Genomic DNA, 16,336 nt, shown 5'->3' with positions numbered 1-16,336 from the left:
ACGCGGCCCAGCGGAGCTAGGGTGGGGGGTAAGCCACACGCTCCGATCTGGAGCCTCAGGTGATCGAACCCTGCACGCCCTCGAGCAGCCAGTTCATGCCGTCGAGATACGGGTCGTAATTGTCGTAGTCCTTGTCGACCACGACGTTGCCGGCATTGTCCTTGAGCGTGCCCTTGTAGATCGGCGCACCCGCGACCAGCGCCGCGATCGCCGCATCGGCCGCCGCGATGGCCTCGGGCGTCGCGCCTGCGCCATAGGGTGTGTTGCGCAACATGTCGTTGTTGTAGCCACCGACGAGGAAGTTCGGCGGGGTTTTGCCGGCCGCGATGTCGTCGGCGTAGGATTTGTAGATCGTCTCCCACTTGTACTCGGCGCCGGTGATGAAGCCCTTGGGCGCCAGCGGAGCCTGCGAGGCGTTGTGGCCGGCGGTCTTCACGCCGCGGCCCTCGGCGGTCTCGATCACCACCTTGGGGCTATCCACGTGGCAGGTGATGACTTCGCAGCCGGCATCGACCAGCGCGTTAGTGGCTTCCGCCTCGCGCACTGGCAGGCTCCACTCGCCGGTGAAGATCACCTGCACCGTAGCGTTCGGGTTCACCGACCGCGCGCCGAGCAGCACCGAGTTGATGTTGGACAGCACCGACGGAATGGGCTTCGCCGCCACAAACCCGATCTTCCCGCCCGACGACAAGCCGGCAGCGACGCCGTTCACATAGTGCGCTTGGTTGAGGTACGGGAAATACGAGCCGGCGTTCTTCGGGTCGGCGTCCTTGTTCCACAGCGGCGCCGCATGCCGGAAGGTCACATCCGGATACTTCTTCGCCATGTCGACGACGAACGGGTTGTAATAGCCGAACGAGGTGGCGAGGATCAGGTTGGCGCCATCGAGGTTGATCATCGACTCCATGGACTTGGCCACGGCGTCGGTTTCGGGCACGTTCTCTTCTTCCACCACCGTGATGCCCGGCAGTGCCTTCAGCGACTCCACCGAAACGGCGTGCGCCTGGTTCCAGCCGAAATCGTCCTTCGGCCCGACATAGACGATGCCGAGCACGACACTGGTCTGTGCTTTGGCGATCCCGAACGGCAGCGCCGACGCGGCAAAACCGGCTGCGCCGGCTTTGAGCAGTGTGCGGCGAGAGATAGCGTTGAATGTCATGACGTCTTCCCCTGGATTGCACCTTTGGGCGCCGCCTCGCGGCCCAGCGCCGGTATCCGAGGGAGTCAATGCAAACCATGTGCCAAGGCGAGATCGCCGCGCGCCGAAGATTTTCAGCCAGCAATTTCAGCTGGTTGGGCAGAACCGGCCCAATATTCGGCTTGCCCGGCGGCAGGGATGAATGCTTAATGACTTCGCATCGCGTTCGCAGTTGCCTACGATTTAGGCATGCACCGGCGTGTTGCATACAATGCGTTGATAACTGCTAACGAGGCTCGTTTCGAACCATGGCCGCCTGGATACCGATTGCCCTGGGTCGCGACGTGCCGATCGGCGTCACCCGCGCCGTCATCGTGGACGACCGAGAGGTCGTCATCTGGCGCGGCGCCGATGGCGTAGCCCATGTCTGGGAGGATCGCTGCCCGCACCGCGGGATGCGCCTGAGCCTCGGCTTCGTGCGCGACAACGCGCTGAACTGCCTCTACCACGGCTGGCAATACGGCTCTGGCTCGCAATGCCTCCGCATCCCCGCCCACCCCGACCTGACGGTACCGCCCACCATCCGCGCCAACGCCTACGCCGCAGCCGAAACCGGTGGCATGATCTGGATGAGCGCGGACACCGCCGATGTGCCCCCCGCCCTGCCCGAGCTGGCTCCCGTGGTCAGCCTCGCCGTCGAAGCCGCCCCGGCAGCCGTCCTCGGAGCCCTCGCCGGCACCGACGCAGCCCCAGTGGTCACCATCCCGCTCGCAGGCGAAACCCTGCACATAGGCTGGCACCGGGTGCACGCCAACAAGACCATGCTCCATGCCGCCATCACCAGCGCCGCCGACATCGCCGCCGCTACGGCGCACCTCCGCGCCCTCCGCAACAGTGTCGAACAGGGAGCCGCCGCATGAGCCTCACCGACGATCAGGCCGCGCTCGACCAGTGGTACACGCTCGGCGCGCTGCAGGATTTCCCAATGGGCGCCGAAGTCCCCTCGCGCCTACTCGGTGAAGACCTCACTGTCCGCCGCCTCGCCGATGGCGTCGAAGTCCGCGCTGCCGGCCGCACCCTGCCGGTCCGCGCCGACTACGACCACCTGTGGACCAGCTTCGGCACCCCCGAACGCGGCCTGTTCGAACTGCCCGAAAGCCTCGAACCCGACCGCCGCCGCATCTATTGCGGCCCGGTCCGGGTCCGCGCCTCCGGCCTGCGGCTGGTCGAGAACTTCCTCGATCTCGCCCACTTTCCCTATGTCCATACCGACATCCTCGGCTCCGAAGAGCACCCGGAAGTCGCCAAGTACGATGTCGAGCAGCGCCGCGACGTCGACGAGCTGTGGGCCACCAAATGCGAGTTCTACCAGCCCAAGGCCGCGGCCGCCTCCGACGAGGGCCAGATCAGCAAGTACATGTACCGCGTGGTCAGCCCGTTCAACGTCATGCTCTACAAGACCCCGCCCACCGCGCCCAACCGCTGGGACGTCATCGCCCTGTTCGTCCAGCCGGTGGATGAGGCGGTGTCGGTGGCGCACGCCTTTATGCTTGTGATCGACGAGACCAGCACCGATGCCGAGCTCAGCGCCTTCCAGCAGATGATCTTCGTGCAGGACAAGATCGTGCTCGAAAACCAGCGCCCGTCGCTGCTGCCGCTGCAGCCAGGCCGCGAAACCCCGACCCGCGCCGACCTCAGTTCGGTGCTCTATCGCCGCTGGCTCAAGGAGAAGCAGCTCCGCTTCGGCACCGAACCCCGGACAGATATCGCGCATGCCTAAGCTCTACGACTACGTGCTCTCGGGCAGCTGCTACAAGGTGCGCCTGTTGCTCAGCATGCTCGGCGTCGCCCACGAGGTCGAAGCCGTCGACTTCTTCCCCGGCCTCCAGCACAAGCGCCCCCAATTCCTTGCCCTGAACCCGCTCGGCCAACTCCCGGTGTTCGAGGACGATGGCCTAGTCCTCCGCGACGCCCAGGCCATCCTCGCCCACCTCGCCAACAAGCACGACACCTCAGGCCAGTGGCTGCCGCGTGACGACCGCTTCGGCCCAATAATGATGTGGATGAGCTTCGCCGGCGGCGAGCTGATGGCCGTCTCCGCCGCTCGCACGATCGGCATGCTGAACTATCCCGGCGACCTCGCCACCTTGCAGGCCAAAGGCCGCGCCGCCCTCCGCCTCCTCGACGATCACCTCGCCGATCGCGCCCAGGCCGGCAAGCTGTGGATCGTCGGCGACCACCCGACCATCGCCGATATCGCCATGTTCCCCTATGTCGCGCTGAGCCACGACGCCGGCATCGGCCACGAGGACTACCCGGCGATCAACCTCTGGCAGCGCCAGGTCAGGAAACTCCCCGGCTTCGTCGGCATGCCCGGCATTCCGGACTACTTCTGAGCGCTAACGCCGAACCTGAAACCCGTTCCCCACCGGCCCTGCCTCGTCCACTGCATCGATCGTCTCGACCAACGCATCGAGCGGCCCGAGCGTACACGCCATCTCCAGCGCACCGACCAGGGCTTCCGGCCCCGCCGCCACCAGCGTCACATCCGAACCATCGGCGCTCACCCAGCCCCGGATATCGAGCCAGCGCGCCCGCTCCGCCACGAACTCGAGATAGGCCGCAACCTCCATCCGGCCGCTGATCGCATAGCGCCGGCTCACGGGGGCGCCGCCTTCGACATCGGTGGAGTACTCGTTACGCATGCTCAGATGTTATCGACTTTCACCCGCGCCGTCGAACCGCGCTCCACCAGCGTCTGGCCCGCGAGCCCATCTCAGCCTAGACTGCGCGCCTTGACGCTTGGAGGAGCGAATGCTGGCCGAGGAGGTCTCTGCCGAAACGACTCTCGCGCCCGCTGCCTTCGCGGGGATGAACCGCGAGATGGCGCCGTTCGTCTTTCTGGCCCGCGCCCGCGCGCTGGGCATTCCCGGCGCCCTGGTCAGCATATCCGCCATTGACGGCGGCGCGCCCAAGGCGATCGGCACCAACATGGCAGTGCTGGCCGATGGCCGGCATCTCGGCCATGTCTCGGGCGGTTGCGTCGAGCCGGCCATCGCCGCCGAATTCGCCCCGCTGGTTGCGGCCGGCAAGGACCAGGTATTCCGCTTCGGCAAGGGCTCCCGCTTCATCGATATCCGCTTCCCGTGCGGCGGCGGCGTCGACCTGCTGCTGCACGCCTCCCCGTCCGATGAGCTGCTGGCCGCTGCACAGCAGCGCTTCGAACGCCGCGAGGCCTTCTCCATCGCGTTCGACCCGCCCCGATCCAGCGCTGCGATCGTCGAAAGCGCCGCGCCCACCGGCTGGCACGACGGCCTTTTCATCCGCCGCTACCAGCCCCGCACTCGTCTCCTGCTGGTCGGCCGCGGCCCCGAGTTCGAGGTCATGGCCCGCGTCAGCACGGCCGCGGAGTTCGACCTCCATCTCGTCACCCCCGACGAGAGCTCTGCACTGGCACTCGCCGGCCTCGATGTGCCTGTCGATCTGCTCAAGACCCCGAGCCAACCAATGGAATTGCCGATCGATCCATGGACGGCAACAGTGCTGCTGTTCCACGAGCACGAATGGGAAAACACCATCCTGGCGCGCTCTGCCACTGCCGGCGGGTTCTACCTGGGCGCCCTTGGCAGCGTGCGCACCCACCAGATGCGCCGCGAGCGGCTGGCCGCAATGGGTGTGCCACCGCCGGCGATCGACCGCATCCGCGGCCCGATCGGGCTCATCGATCGCGCCCGCGATCCGGGCATGCTGGCCCTCTCGGTGCTCTCCGAAATCTCAGCCATCCGCGCCCAGCTTGACCGGCGATAGCACCATCGCCGCGGTCGTCCTTGCCGCCGGCCTCTCGAGCCGCTTCGGCAGCGACAAGCTGCTGCATCCGCTCGCCGGCAAGCCGCTTGCAGCACACATCGCCGACACCCTCGCTGCGATGCCCCTAGCGTATCGCCTCGCCGTCTGCCCGCCCGAACCATCGGCGCGCGCCGACCTGTTCCGCGCCCGCGGCTTCGAGCTCATCCTCAACCCCGAGCCGCAGCGCGGCATGGCCTCGTCCCTGGCGCTCGGCGCCCAGCGCGCCCTCGACCTCGGGGCCGACGCCCTCCTCGTCTGCCTCGCCGACATGCCCAACGTCACCGGCGACCACCTGCTGCGCCTGATCGCAGCAGCGGCAACCAGCGACACTGCCGCAACGGTCTTCGCCGGCACCCGCAGCCCACCCGCGATGTTCACCCGCCGGCTGTTCGCCGAACTGGCAGCGCTCTCCGGCGACCACGGCGCCCGCCACCTCCTCGCGCAAGCCACCCTGATCGAGGCGCCGCCCGAACTGGCCCAGGACTTCGACACCCCGGAGGATTTCACCCGGACATGATCGACTTCGACCAAGCCGTGGCGATCGCCAGCCGCCCCGATACGCGCCTCATTGCCATCGATGGCCTGCCGGTCTCCGGCAAGTCGACCCTCGCCGACCGCTTCGAGACCGCGCTCGGCGCGCAATGCCTCTACCTCGATGATTTCGTGAGACCGGAAGCGGAATGGCGCGGTCGGAGCGTTCCCGCCTTCCCGTTCAGCTACATCCGCTACGACGAATTCCTCGACGCCGTGCGAACCCTTGCCCGCGGCGAGACGATCCGCATCCCACTCTACGACTGGAGCACCGCCCGGATCGGCGACGACCACCGCGAGATCCGCCCGGATGGCCCGGTGATCGTCGAGGGCGTATCGTCCCTCCACCCCGAGCTGGCGCCACTCTACAACCTGCGTCTCTGGGTCGAGAGCGATGCCACCACCACCCTCTCCTCCTCCCTCGCCCGCGGCGTCGGCGACTGGGAGCGCGAATGGCGCGACCTGTTCCTGCCCAGCGTCGAACTCTACATGCAGACCGAGCCCAAGCGGCGCGCCGACCACCTCGTAGTCGGGCGCGGCGCCGGCCAATAGCCATTCAGCGCGTCGGCAACCCCGGGAGCAGCTTCGCCAGCGTGATCGGGAAATCGCGGATCCGCACCCCAGTCGCATTGTAGACCGCATTCGCCACCGAGCCGCCGGTCCCACCGGCTCCCAGCTCGCCGATCCCCTTCACCCCCAGATGGTTCGCCCGCTCGTCGAAATCCTCGAGCATGATGGCGTCGATATCGGGGATATCGGCATGCGTCGGGATCAGGTACTCGGCGAAATCGCCGTTCACCCAGCTGCCATGCCGCGGATCCACCAGGCCTGCCTCGTGCAGCGCTGCGCTGACACCCCAGATCATCCCACCGATCAGCTGCGAGCGCGCCGTCTTGGCGTTGAGTATTCGCCCGGCCGCGAACACCCCGAGCATCCGCCGCAACCGCACCTCGCCGGTGTCCATATCCACGCCGACTTCGGCGAACGACGCGCCATAAGTGTACTGCGCGAAGTTCTGGTAGTTCGGGTCGTGCTTGTTATCGAGCGTCTTCCCCGTCTCCTCGAGGCCATCCGGAAAGTGCCGCCTCACCTCGGCGAACAGATCGTTGTAGCTCGTCCCCGCCACCGCGCCGATCCGCTCGCGCAAAGCCTTGCACGCCCGGTCCGTGGCCACCGTGGTGTTGGCCGCACCCCACGATCCACCCGCCCCATTGCCCTTGGGGTGGTCGGTCCGCGCCAGCTCCACCCGCACCTGGCTCATCGGCACGCCCAGCGCCTCCGCCGCCACCTGCGCCACGATGGTGTAGGTGCCGGTGCCGATATCGGTCATGTCGGAGCGCACGATCACCCAGCCATCCGGGTCGATCCGCACCAGCACCTCGGCCGATGTCTGGAAATGCCCCCGCATCGACGACGCGACGCCATAGCCGATCAACCATCGCCCATCCCGCCTGCTCGCCGGTCGCGTCGGCCGATCCCGCCAGCCGAACCGCTCCGCCCCCTCGCGCAGGCAGTCCGCCAACCGCCTGCCGCTCAGCGGCAGCCGCTTGTCCGGATCCATGTCCGTGTCGTTCCTCAGCCGCAGCTCCACCGGATCGATGTCCAGCTTCTCAGCCAGCTCGTCCATCGCCGACTCGAGCACCATCAGCCCCGGCAACTCGCCCGGCCCGCGCACCGGCTCGCCCGCCCGCAAATCGAGCGCCTTGTGCGCCTGCCGCGTCAACCGGTTCGGCGCCGCGTAGAGCGCCTTGCCCACCGATGAAACCCCCTCGTCCCACGCCTCGTCCGCCGTCACCTGGATGAGCGCCTCATGCCCCAGCGCAGTCAGCCGGCCATCCGGCCTCGCCGCCAGGCGCACCCGGCTGATCGATGCCGGCCGATGCCCCACCAGCGTAAACACCTGCCGCCGCGTCATCATCACCTTGACCGGTTGCCCCAGCGCCATCGTCGCCAGCGATGCCAGCACCGCCTCGGCATGCAGCACGATCTTCGAGCCGAACCCGCCGCCGACGAAGGCGCTGTCGATCGTGATGTCCTTCACCTCCAGCTTCAGCGTCGCCGCCAGCCCGACGATCAGCTGGTTCAGCATCTGCGCCGTGAGGTACAGGTTGAGGTGCCCGTCCTTCCAGTCGGCGAGGCAGGCATGCAGCTCCATCGGCTGCGAGAAATGGTAGGGCGTGGTGTAGGTCTCATCGACCGTCACCGGCCCCTCGCGCATCGCCGCATCGACATCGCCCGCCTGTGACGGCCGCCGCCACCGCGTACCCGGCCCGAAATCGCCCAGGTCATACTCACCCGGCTCCGCCTCATACTCGACCTCGATCAACCCCGCAGCGGCCCGCGCTTCCTCAAAACTCTCGGCCACCACGAACGCCACCGGCGCGCCATAGTAGCCGACACGATCGCTCGCCAGCTCCGGCCGGGCCCGGTCCATCATGTCGCCGTCGATGCCCTCGGCCGGCCCCTGGTCCGGCGCGTTCTTGTGCGTCCACACCAGCCGCACCCCCGGCGCCGCTTCCGCCGCCGTCGTCTCGATCCGGGCAACCCGGCCCTTCGCAATGCCCGCCCCAACGATGTAACCGTAGAGCGCCGGCCCTGCGTCCTGCCGCTCGTACGAATAGGCGGCCCGTCCGGTAACCTTCACCGGCCCATCGGTGCGGCTGATCCCCTCGCCGATCATCGCGCCACTCCCGCCTGCGCCAGCGTCGCCGCCAGCGTCCGCCGTGCCAGCGGCAGCTTGTATGCATTGTCGGCGGTCGGCCTCGCACCAGCCAGCGCCACATCGGCGGCGGCATCGACATCGAGGCCACCCTCCGCCGCCTCCACCCGCCACGGCCTATGCGCCAGCCCGCCGAACGCCAGCCTGTCGATCGCCCCATCCAGCCGCGCCACTAACGCCACCGTCACATTGGCGAACGCATACGACGCCCGCTCCCGCACCTTGCGGTAAAGCTGTACCCCGCCGATCGGCCGCGGCAACGTCACCGCCGTAATCAGCTCACCCGCCTCCAGCGCCGTCTCGATATCCGGCGTATCGCCTGGCAACCGATGAAACTCCGCGATCGGGATCGACCGCACCCGCCCACCCGCGCCAACCGTCTCCACCGTCGCATCAAGCGCCCGCAGTGCCACGCACATGTCCGACGGGTTCGTGGCGATGCATGCGTCACTCGCGCCGAGCACCGCCAGGTTGTGGCTCAACCCACCGATCGCCGCGCACCCCGAGCCGGGCCTTCGCTTATTGCAGGGCATGTTGGTGTTGTAAAAATACGGGCAACGCGTCCGCTGCATCAGGTTGCCCGCCGTCGTCGCCTTGTTGCGCAGCTGCCCCGAAGCCCCGGCGAGCAGTGCCCGCGCCAGCACCGCATAGTCCCGCCGCACCCGCATGTCCGCGGCAAGGTCGGCATTGCGCACCAGTGCCCCGATCCGCAACCCGCCCTCGGCCGTCGGCTCGATCCGGTCCAGCCCCAGCCGGTTGATGTCGATCAGGTGCGCCGGCGCCTCGATCCCCAGTTTCATCAGGTCGAGCAGGTTCGTGCCACCGGCGATGAACCGTGCATTCGGTGTCGCAGCGGCCACCTCCACCGCCTCCGCAGCTGTCGTCACGCGCTCATAGCTGAACGGCCTCATGCGTCGTCCCCCGCCACATCGCGGATCGCCGCAATGATGTTGGGGTAGGCGGCGCAGCGGCAGAGGTTCCCGCTCATCCGCTCGCGAATCTCCTCGTCGCTCAGCGGTATCGCCGCCTCGAGATCACCGGTCACATGGCTCGGCACCCCCGCCCGGATTTCCTCGAGCACCGCCAACGAGGAGAGGATCTGTCCCGGCGTGCAATAGCCGCACTGGAACCCGTCGTGCTTCACGAATGCCGCTTGCATCGGATGCAGCGCCTCCGGCGTCCCCAGCCCCTCGATGGTCGAGATCTCGTCGCCCTCGTGCATCACCGCCAGCGTCAGGCAACTGTTGATCCGGCGCCCGTTCACCAGCACCGTGCACACCCCGCACTGCCCCTGGTCGCAGCCCTTCTTGGTCCCCGTCAGCAGCATGTGCTCGCGCAGCGCGTCGAGCAGCGTCACCCGCGGATCGAGCGCAAGCGTCCTGATCTCGCCATTGACGCTCAGCGTCACCGGCAGCCGGGACGTCGCGGTCCCGTCACGCGCTGCAGACATTATTTCCCCCTCAAGAAATGCACGGTCGAGCCTAGAGCGCTTTCAAGAAAAAGCCAGTCCCGTGGAGGGATGCACCGGCCCTTCCGTGATCCTCCCCGCGTTGCGGGGGACGATCGCCGAGCGTCCAATGTAGTTTCACAAACATCCATGTTGCAAAACTACACCAGCCGTGTACTTTCGCCCCGCCGCTGCGGCCAAGGGAGGGGAAAATGAACAAGATCAACACGGGAGCGACACGGATCGCCACCACGTCCCGCCAGATGCCGATGTCCCGGCTCGGCGGCCCCAGCACCCTGCCTCGCTTCCGCTGGCAACAGCCGACGCTCGACAAGAACACCCCACCCAACCGCGACCTGAGCCCCGAGGAAAGCTCGCACGGCTTCCAGTGGGGCAAGGATTCGATCCTCCCCTACCAGGTTTACGACGACTACGACCGCTCCCAGGCGCCCGGCGAGATGCAACTGGTGACCATCGAGAACGGCCGGCTGCGCGTCTCCGTCGCCCCGCAGTTCGGCGGCCGGCTCATGGAAATGCGCGACCTGAAGCTCGGCCGCGACCTGGTCTTCCGCAATCCGGTGTTCCAGCCGGCCAATCTAGCGGCGCTGAACGCCTGGTTCTCCGGCGGCATCGAGTGGAACGGGCTCATTCCCGGGCACACGCCGTTCACCTCCGCCCCGGTCTTCGCCGGCATCGTCGAAACCGAGCGCGGTCCCGTATTGCGGCTCTACGAGTTCGACCGCATCGTCGAGGCGACCTGGCAGATCGACCTGTTCCTGCCCAACGACGACGATCGCCTGTTCGTCCACGGCCGCATCGTCAACAGCACCGAGGCGACCAAGCTCGCCTACTGGTGGACCAACGTCGCGGCGCCGATGTCGAAGGGCATGCGCGTGCTGAGCCCCGCCGACTATTCGATCGAGCATGTGCTGCCCGGCAATGAGCTGGCCCGCTTCGAGTTCCCCGATCCGACCCGGTTCGACGGCTCCTACCCAGACCGCTGGCGCGACTCGACCTCCGTGTTCTTCCGGAAGCCCGAAGCCGACCGGCTGTTCATCGCCGCCCTCGACATCGACGGCGTCGGCCTGGCGCAGACCGCAACCGCGACCCTCAAAGGCCGCAAGTTCTTCTATTTCGGCACCGGCGCCGGCGGCCAGCAATGGATGGATTACCTCGCCCGCCCCGGCGAAGGCGACTACATCGAGATCCAGAGCGGCATCGCCCCCACGCAGAACCAGCGCTTCGAACTCGCACCCAACAGCGAAGTGCACTGGACCGAGGTCTACGGCGCGCTGAGCGTCGATCCCGCTCAAGCGCATGCCACCGATTACCAGCAGGCAGTCGGCGCCGCGGCCAGGGCCGTCGATGCGCGCTTCCCCGCCGCCGAACTCGCGAGCGTCGACGCATTCCTCACCGAAGTGTCGCGCCGTCCGGTGACGCAGCGCCTCGCCGGCGGCTCGCCCTGGGGCGGCCGGCAGGAGAAGCTGACCGCCACGCCGCTGGCCCCGGGCCTCGATTTTGCCGTGCAGCATCCAACCGATTGCTGGGACGAACTGGTCACTACCGGACGCTTCTCCGAGGCAAGCCTCAAGCGCGTACCCGCCGACGTCGCGGTCTCGCCCGCCTGGGTCGAGGCGCTTGAAGCAAGCCGCGACAAGTCCGGCGATACCTGGCTCCATGCCCTGCTGCTCGGCATCGCCGCGCTCGACCGTGAAGACCGCGAGACGGCGCGAACCCTGTTCGACCGCTCCATCGCCCTGCGGCCGACCTGGCTCGGCCGGCGCCAGCGAGCTCTCGTCACCACCGATCCCGACGCAGCCGACAGCGACTACCTCGCGGCCTGGGCGGGCGGCGACGCGCCACCGGCGCTGGCCGCCGAAATAGTCACGCTGCTCGTCAAGCACGGGCGGCTCGAGCGGCTGCGTGCCTTCGCCTCCGCCCTGCCGGCCTCGGCCCTGACCGACGAACGGGTGCACCTGGGCCGCGCCATGGTCGCGGCCGGCGAAGGCGACCTAAACCTCCTCGAACGGCTGCTCGATCGCCATTTCGCCACGGTGCGCGAGGGTGAGAACCTCCTCGACGAACTCTGGGTCGCGCTGCAGCGCGGCCGGCTGCAGCAGGCGCTCGGCCGCGCGCCCTCACCCGCCGAACTTGCCGAACGGCTGAAGCAATATCCGGTGCCCGCACACCTCAATTTCCGCATGCGGGCCGCCGACGAAGCCGGGGGTCGATAAGTGTCGAACGCGGCGGCGCCGCGCCCCGCCACCTCGCTGATGCAGAGCATCTCGCAGGAGCTGTCCGGCTTCAACAAGGCTTTCCAGCTGGTCGGCGCCTACCTCGTCGCCTCACCCGAGGCCTTCATCCGCGAGCCACTGCAGGAAATCTCCCGCGCCGCCGGCGTCAGCGAGCCGACCGTGCTGCGGTTCTGCCGCCACTTCGGATACAAGGGGCTGCCGGATTTCCGCATCGCCCTGGCCATGTCGCTGGCCCGCGATGCCGGCCAGAGCCCGTTCGTCGAACCGGCAGTGACCGACAAGGCAGTCGTCAACCTCGGCGCCAAGCGGGCGATCGCACGCTTCGCCTTGTCGCTGGCGGGCAGCGACCGCTCGATCATCATCGACTCCGGCTCTACCACCCAGCTATTCGCCGAAAATCTCCGCGCTGCCCCAGGCCTCGTCATCATGACCACCGGCCTCAACATCGTCGAAGCCTTCCGGGGCGCCACCCAGCATACCGTCATGCTGCCCGGCGGCACCGTGCGCTTCGAGTCCAACTCGCTCTCCGGCCGCCTCGTCGAAAGCACCCTGGGCGGCATGCGCTTCGACGCCATCTACTTGGGCGCCGACTCGATCGACCCGGTGCTCGGCCTCAGCACCTTCAACGAGGCGGAAGCCCATCAGAATGCCGCCATGGTCGGCGTCAGCCAGCGCGTGATCGTCCTCGCCGACTCCACCAAGTTCCGCGCTCCGGCCCTGCATCGCATCTGCGAGCCCGATCGCATCCACGCTGTGATTACGGATACCGGCCTGCCCGACGAAACCGCCGAAATGCTCGAACAACGCGGCGTCACCGTTCACCGGGTCGAGCCGGAAGGAAACAACTGATGACCGACGCATACCTCAATCCCGCCGACCTCGACCGCTGGGCCACCACCCGCGAGATCAAGCGCCAGCCCGCCATCTGGCGCAGCTTCGGCCCGAGGCTCGAAGGCATCGCCGCCGAGATCCGCGCCTGGGTCGCCGCCCGCCGTCCCGACGAGATCTGGTTCACCGGCGCCGGCACTTCAGCCTTCATCGGCGAAACGCTGGCCGCCTACCTGAACCAGGCCGCGGGCCCCGCCCGCTTCCGTGCCATCCCCACCACCGACCTGATCGCCGCACCCCGCAACTTCCTCCGCCCGGGCATCAAGCTGCTGGTGGTCTCGTTCGGCCGCAGCGGCAACAGCTCCGAGTCGATCGGTACGCTCGACCTCCTGGCGGCGCACGCCCCCGAGGCCGATCGCCTGCACATCACCTGCAACGCCAACAGCGCCCTCGCCCGCACCGACAACGCCGGCCCCGGCGAGCTGCGCAACATCGTGCTCCCGCCCGAAACCGACGACAGCGGCTTCGCCATGACGTCGAGCTACACCACGATGCTGCTTACCGCCCTCGCCTGCTTCGACCCCACCCCGCCGGCGCCGGTGACTGATCTGCTGGCACGGCTCGCCGACGGTGCCGAACAGCTCATCTCTGGCCAGCTAGACAAGCTCATCGCCCTGCCGATCCCCGAGCGCGCCGTCTTCCTCGGCTCCGGCCCCCTCACCGGCTCGTCGCGCGAGAGCGCGCTGAAGGTGCTGGAGCTCGCGGCCGGCCAGATCCCCACCTCCTGGGATTCGACCCTCGGCTTCCGCCACGGCCCCAAGGCCATCACCAACAGCAAGACCCGCGTCTTCGTCCTCCTCTCCTCCGACCCGCACACCCGCCGCTACGACACCGACCTCGTCACCGAAGTCGCGGCGCAGTTCGGCGCCGACATCGTCTCGCGGCTCGGCGACCCGGCCGCCGGCGCCGACATCGCCATCCCCTCTATCGGCAACGACGCCTGGTCCTCGGTACTCTACGTCATGGTGGCGCAGCTACTCGCCGTCATCTGGTCGCACCGCCTCGGCATGACCGTCGACAACCCCTTCGCCTCGGGCAACCTCACCCGCGTCGTCGCCGGCGTAAAACTCTACCCCCTGCCCGAAACCGGCCCGCAAGTGTTCGGCGCCATCGACGTCGGCGGCACCAAGATCGAAGCCTGCCTGTTCAACAACAAGCTCGAAGTCCTCGAGCGCCGCCGCGTCCCCACCGCCAAGGGCAGCTATGACGACCTGCTGCAGGCAATCGAGGGCGCCGTCTCCTGGCTCGACGAGACCGCCGGCGCGAAGGTCGCCCTCGGCGTCGGCCTGCCCGGCCTGATCGACCCTGCCACCGGCATCTCGATGACCTCCAACGTCCCCGCCACCGGCCACACCCTCAGCGCCGACCTCTCGGCCCGCATCGGCCGCTCAATCCCGGTCGAGAACGACTGCAAGTGCTTCGCCCTGTCCGAAGCCAACGGCGGCGCCGGCGAGGGCTACCGCACCGTCTTCGGCCTGATCCTCGGCACCGGCGTCGGCGGCGGCGTATGCATCGACGGCCAGCTGGTGGTCGGCCACAACGGCCTCCCCGGCGAAGTCGGCCACTTCGGCCTTCCCGCCGAACTGGTCCGCCGTCACAACCTCCCCATCCTCGCCTGCGGCTGCGGCCGAATTGGCTGCTACGAGACCCTGCTCTCGGGTCCCGGCATGGCCCGCATCGCCAAACATCTCACCGGCGCCGAAGTCGACTCGGCCGCCATCGTCGCCCAGGCAGCAGCCGGCGACGTCGCGATGGGCAAGGTGCTCGACATCTGGTTCGACATCCTCGCCGAGCTCATCCACACCATCCAGCTCACCATCGACGCCGATTGCGTGGTTATCGGCGGTGGACTGTCAAACATTCATGGTCTAGCGCCGACCCTTTCCCGGACTTTCACCCCGCGAATGCTCAAAGGTGTGCGCCAGCCAGCCTTCGCCACCGCCCGTTTCGGCGACGCCAGCGGCGTCCGCGGCGCCGCCATGCTGGTCACCCGAGGCACCAAATGAAGCAGCTCCGCGACCTCATCGCCCGCAACCGCAAAGGCTCCGGCGAGGCCCTGCCCTCGGTCTGTTCGGCCCATCCAGACGTCGTCGCCGCCTCGCTTTTGCTGGCCGACGAGTGGGACGTCCCCCTGCTGATCGAAGCCACCAGCAACCAGGTCAACCAGTTCGGCGGCTACACCGGCATGACCCCGCCCGACTTCATCGCCTTCGTCCACGGCCTCTGCGCCCAGACCGGCGTCAGCCCCAACCGCGTCCTCTTCGGCGGCGATCACCTCGGCCCACAAGTCTGGCGCGACCAGCCCGCCGAGATCGCCATGGCCAACGCCCGCGACCTCGTCGCGGCCTACGTCAAAGCCGGCTTCACCAAGATTCACCTCGATTGTTCAGAGGGTTGCGCCGGCGAGCCCGCAGCCGTCGGCGACACCATCAGTGCCGCCCGCGCCGCCGATCTCGCCGCCGTCTGCGAGGCCGCAACCGCCGATCCGTCATCCCTAAGCTACATGTTCGGCACCGAAGTCCCCCCGCCCGGCGGCGCCCGCGCCGAGGAAGGCCCGATCGGCATCGCCCCCACCGAGCCCGCCAACGCCCGCGCTACCATCGCCGCCCACCACGATGCCTTCGCCGCCCAAAGCCTCGATCACACCGCCTGGCAACGCGCCGTGGGCCTCGTTGTCCAACCCGGCCTGGAATTCGCCCCCGACCACATCCACCGCTTCGACCTCGCCGCCCCCGACCTGCTCTCCCCGGTCCTTGAAGGCCACGACGGCCTGAGCTTCGAGGCCCACTCGACCGACTACCAGTACTCCGACGTCTTCCCGGCCCTCGCCCGGCGCCACTTCGCCGTGCTGAAAGTCGGCCCCGCCCTCACCTTCGCCTATCGCCGGGCGGTCTACGCGCTGGACAGCGTGGCGACATGGCTCGCACCCGATGCACCGCGCAAGCCCATCGCCCCGGTGATGGAGGCGCTGATGCTGGAGAATCCCAGGAACTGGGCCAAGCACTACGCCGGCGACGCCGCGACCCTGAAGCTCCTGCGCCACTTCAGCTACGCCGACCGCATCCGCTACTACTGGGCGCAGCCTCGCGCGGCGGAAGCCGTGGAACAACTGCTGGCCAGCCTCGCCACCGCCAAGCCGGCAGCCCCGCTGCTCGAGCAGTACTTCGCGCCCGAGGTGATCGCCCGTGCCGAGCGCCTCGAAGCTCGGTCGCCCGATTGGGCTCGCGCACTGATCTACGCCCAGGTCCAGACTGCGCTGGTCCCGTATTTCGCATGTATCGGTGTCGCAACCTGACCAACCGTCTTTGACGGCAAGTCACTTATCCGGCAAGCGTTCCACATGGTCGAATGGCAGTCCGGTTCGGCCGCAGGTAATACAATAAATACAAACATTTAGCCCCATCGAGACGTAAGTTGTAGCCACTGCTCCGTTGACTCACTTCTGGTGTGGGCGTTCATTATTCCAACGCCCACATTCCACCCACGGACCTGGATGGAGCCCCCACATGGAG

Annotated in this window: 15 protein-coding genes; 10 read left to right on the top strand and 5 right to left on the bottom strand. The window is 67.9% G+C overall.

What is annotated here, in order from left to right; all coding sequences use genetic code 11:
* Nucleotides 1-55: 55 nt before the first annotated feature.
* Nucleotides 56-1,159 (bottom strand): BMP family ABC transporter substrate-binding protein, encoded by a 1,104-nt coding sequence (locus AC1DWU_RS22115; protein ID WP_477152180.1) that lies wholly within the window; start codon nucleotides 1,157-1,159, stop codon nucleotides 56-58.
* Between the two features lie 287 nt (nucleotides 1,160-1,446).
* On the opposite strand from AC1DWU_RS22115, the gene AC1DWU_RS22110 reads away from it, so the two are divergent.
* The 3 genes from AC1DWU_RS22110 to AC1DWU_RS22100 are packed head-to-tail and all read left to right on the top strand — an operon-like array spanning nucleotide 1,447 to nucleotide 3,534.
* On the top strand, nucleotides 1,447-2,058 hold the full coding sequence (locus AC1DWU_RS22110; protein WP_477152179.1) for a Rieske 2Fe-2S domain-containing protein: 612 nt from the start codon (nucleotides 1,447-1,449) through the stop codon (nucleotides 2,056-2,058).
* On the top strand, nucleotides 2,055-2,918 hold the full coding sequence (locus tag AC1DWU_RS22105; protein ID WP_477152178.1) for an aromatic ring-hydroxylating dioxygenase subunit alpha: 864 nt from the start codon (nucleotides 2,055-2,057) through the stop codon (nucleotides 2,916-2,918). Before AC1DWU_RS22110 ends, AC1DWU_RS22105 begins: the two co-directional genes overlap by 4 nt.
* Nucleotides 2,911-3,534, top strand: coding sequence for a glutathione S-transferase family protein (locus AC1DWU_RS22100; RefSeq protein ID WP_477152177.1), 624 nt, complete (start codon nucleotides 2,911-2,913; stop codon nucleotides 3,532-3,534). Before AC1DWU_RS22105 ends, AC1DWU_RS22100 begins: the two co-directional genes overlap by 8 nt.
* Before the next feature lie 3 nt (nucleotides 3,535-3,537).
* On the opposite strand, the gene AC1DWU_RS22095 is transcribed toward AC1DWU_RS22100, so the two are convergent.
* Nucleotides 3,538-3,843: an acylphosphatase gene (locus AC1DWU_RS22095; RefSeq protein WP_477152176.1), complete on the bottom strand. Its 306-nt coding sequence runs from the start codon at nucleotides 3,841-3,843 to the stop codon at nucleotides 3,538-3,540.
* A gap of 109 nt (nucleotides 3,844-3,952) precedes the next feature.
* Here AC1DWU_RS22095 and AC1DWU_RS22090 point away from each other — a divergent pair, with 109 nt between their 5' ends.
* The 3 genes from AC1DWU_RS22090 to AC1DWU_RS22080 are packed head-to-tail and all read left to right on the top strand — an operon-like array spanning nucleotide 3,953 to nucleotide 6,067.
* Nucleotides 3,953-4,945: an XdhC family protein gene (locus AC1DWU_RS22090; protein ID WP_477152175.1), complete on the top strand. Its 993-nt coding sequence runs from the start codon at nucleotides 3,953-3,955 to the stop codon at nucleotides 4,943-4,945.
* Entirely contained in the window at nucleotides 4,932-5,501 is a 570-nt protein-coding gene (locus AC1DWU_RS22085; RefSeq protein ID WP_477152174.1) for a nucleotidyltransferase family protein, read from the top strand. The genes AC1DWU_RS22090 and AC1DWU_RS22085 overlap by 14 nt, the downstream gene beginning before the upstream one ends.
* Nucleotides 5,498-6,067 (top strand): uridine kinase family protein, encoded by a 570-nt coding sequence (locus AC1DWU_RS22080; protein ID WP_477152173.1) that lies wholly within the window; start codon nucleotides 5,498-5,500, stop codon nucleotides 6,065-6,067. Before AC1DWU_RS22085 ends, AC1DWU_RS22080 begins: the two co-directional genes overlap by 4 nt.
* Before the next feature lie 4 nt (nucleotides 6,068-6,071).
* Here the strand turns inward: AC1DWU_RS22080 and AC1DWU_RS22075 are convergent, their stop codons facing one another.
* Genes AC1DWU_RS22075 through AC1DWU_RS22065 form a run of 3 tightly spaced genes read right to left on the bottom strand, consistent with a single transcriptional unit; the run spans nucleotide 6,072 to nucleotide 9,684 of the window.
* Entirely contained in the window at nucleotides 6,072-8,195 is a 2,124-nt protein-coding gene (locus AC1DWU_RS22075) for a molybdopterin cofactor-binding domain-containing protein (RefSeq protein WP_477152172.1), read from the bottom strand.
* On the bottom strand, nucleotides 8,192-9,145 hold the full coding sequence (locus AC1DWU_RS22070; protein WP_477152171.1) for an FAD binding domain-containing protein: 954 nt from the start codon (nucleotides 9,143-9,145) through the stop codon (nucleotides 8,192-8,194). The genes AC1DWU_RS22075 and AC1DWU_RS22070 overlap by 4 nt, the downstream gene beginning before the upstream one ends.
* Nucleotides 9,142-9,684 (bottom strand): 2Fe-2S iron-sulfur cluster-binding protein, encoded by a 543-nt coding sequence (locus AC1DWU_RS22065; RefSeq protein ID WP_477152170.1) that lies wholly within the window; start codon nucleotides 9,682-9,684, stop codon nucleotides 9,142-9,144. Before AC1DWU_RS22065 ends, AC1DWU_RS22070 begins: the two co-directional genes overlap by 4 nt.
* Nucleotides 9,685-9,893: 209 nt before the next feature.
* Between AC1DWU_RS22065 and AC1DWU_RS22060 the strand changes: the two genes are divergently transcribed.
* From AC1DWU_RS22060 to AC1DWU_RS22045, 4 genes are read left to right on the top strand one after another with little or no spacing between them, the layout of a single operon-like run.
* Nucleotides 9,894-11,915 (top strand): DUF5107 domain-containing protein, encoded by a 2,022-nt coding sequence (locus AC1DWU_RS22060; RefSeq protein ID WP_477152169.1) that lies wholly within the window; start codon nucleotides 9,894-9,896, stop codon nucleotides 11,913-11,915.
* Nucleotides 11,916-12,785: a transcriptional regulator gene (locus tag AC1DWU_RS22055; RefSeq protein ID WP_477152168.1), complete on the top strand. Its 870-nt coding sequence runs from the start codon at nucleotides 11,916-11,918 to the stop codon at nucleotides 12,783-12,785. It begins immediately after the preceding gene.
* Entirely contained in the window at nucleotides 12,785-14,830 is a 2,046-nt protein-coding gene (locus AC1DWU_RS22050; protein WP_477152167.1) for an ROK family protein, read from the top strand. Before AC1DWU_RS22055 ends, AC1DWU_RS22050 begins: the two co-directional genes overlap by 1 nt.
* Nucleotides 14,827-16,119 carry a class II D-tagatose-bisphosphate aldolase non-catalytic subunit gene (locus tag AC1DWU_RS22045; protein WP_477152166.1) on the top strand — a complete coding sequence of 431 codons (1,293 nt, stop codon included), beginning with the start codon at nucleotides 14,827-14,829 and terminating at the stop codon, nucleotides 16,117-16,119. The genes AC1DWU_RS22050 and AC1DWU_RS22045 overlap by 4 nt, the downstream gene beginning before the upstream one ends.
* Nucleotides 16,120-16,336: the final 217 nt, after the last annotated feature.

Source organism: Devosia sp. P2_G7 (assembly GCF_056403495.1).
This window is presented reverse-complemented; position numbering and strand designations above follow the sequence as displayed.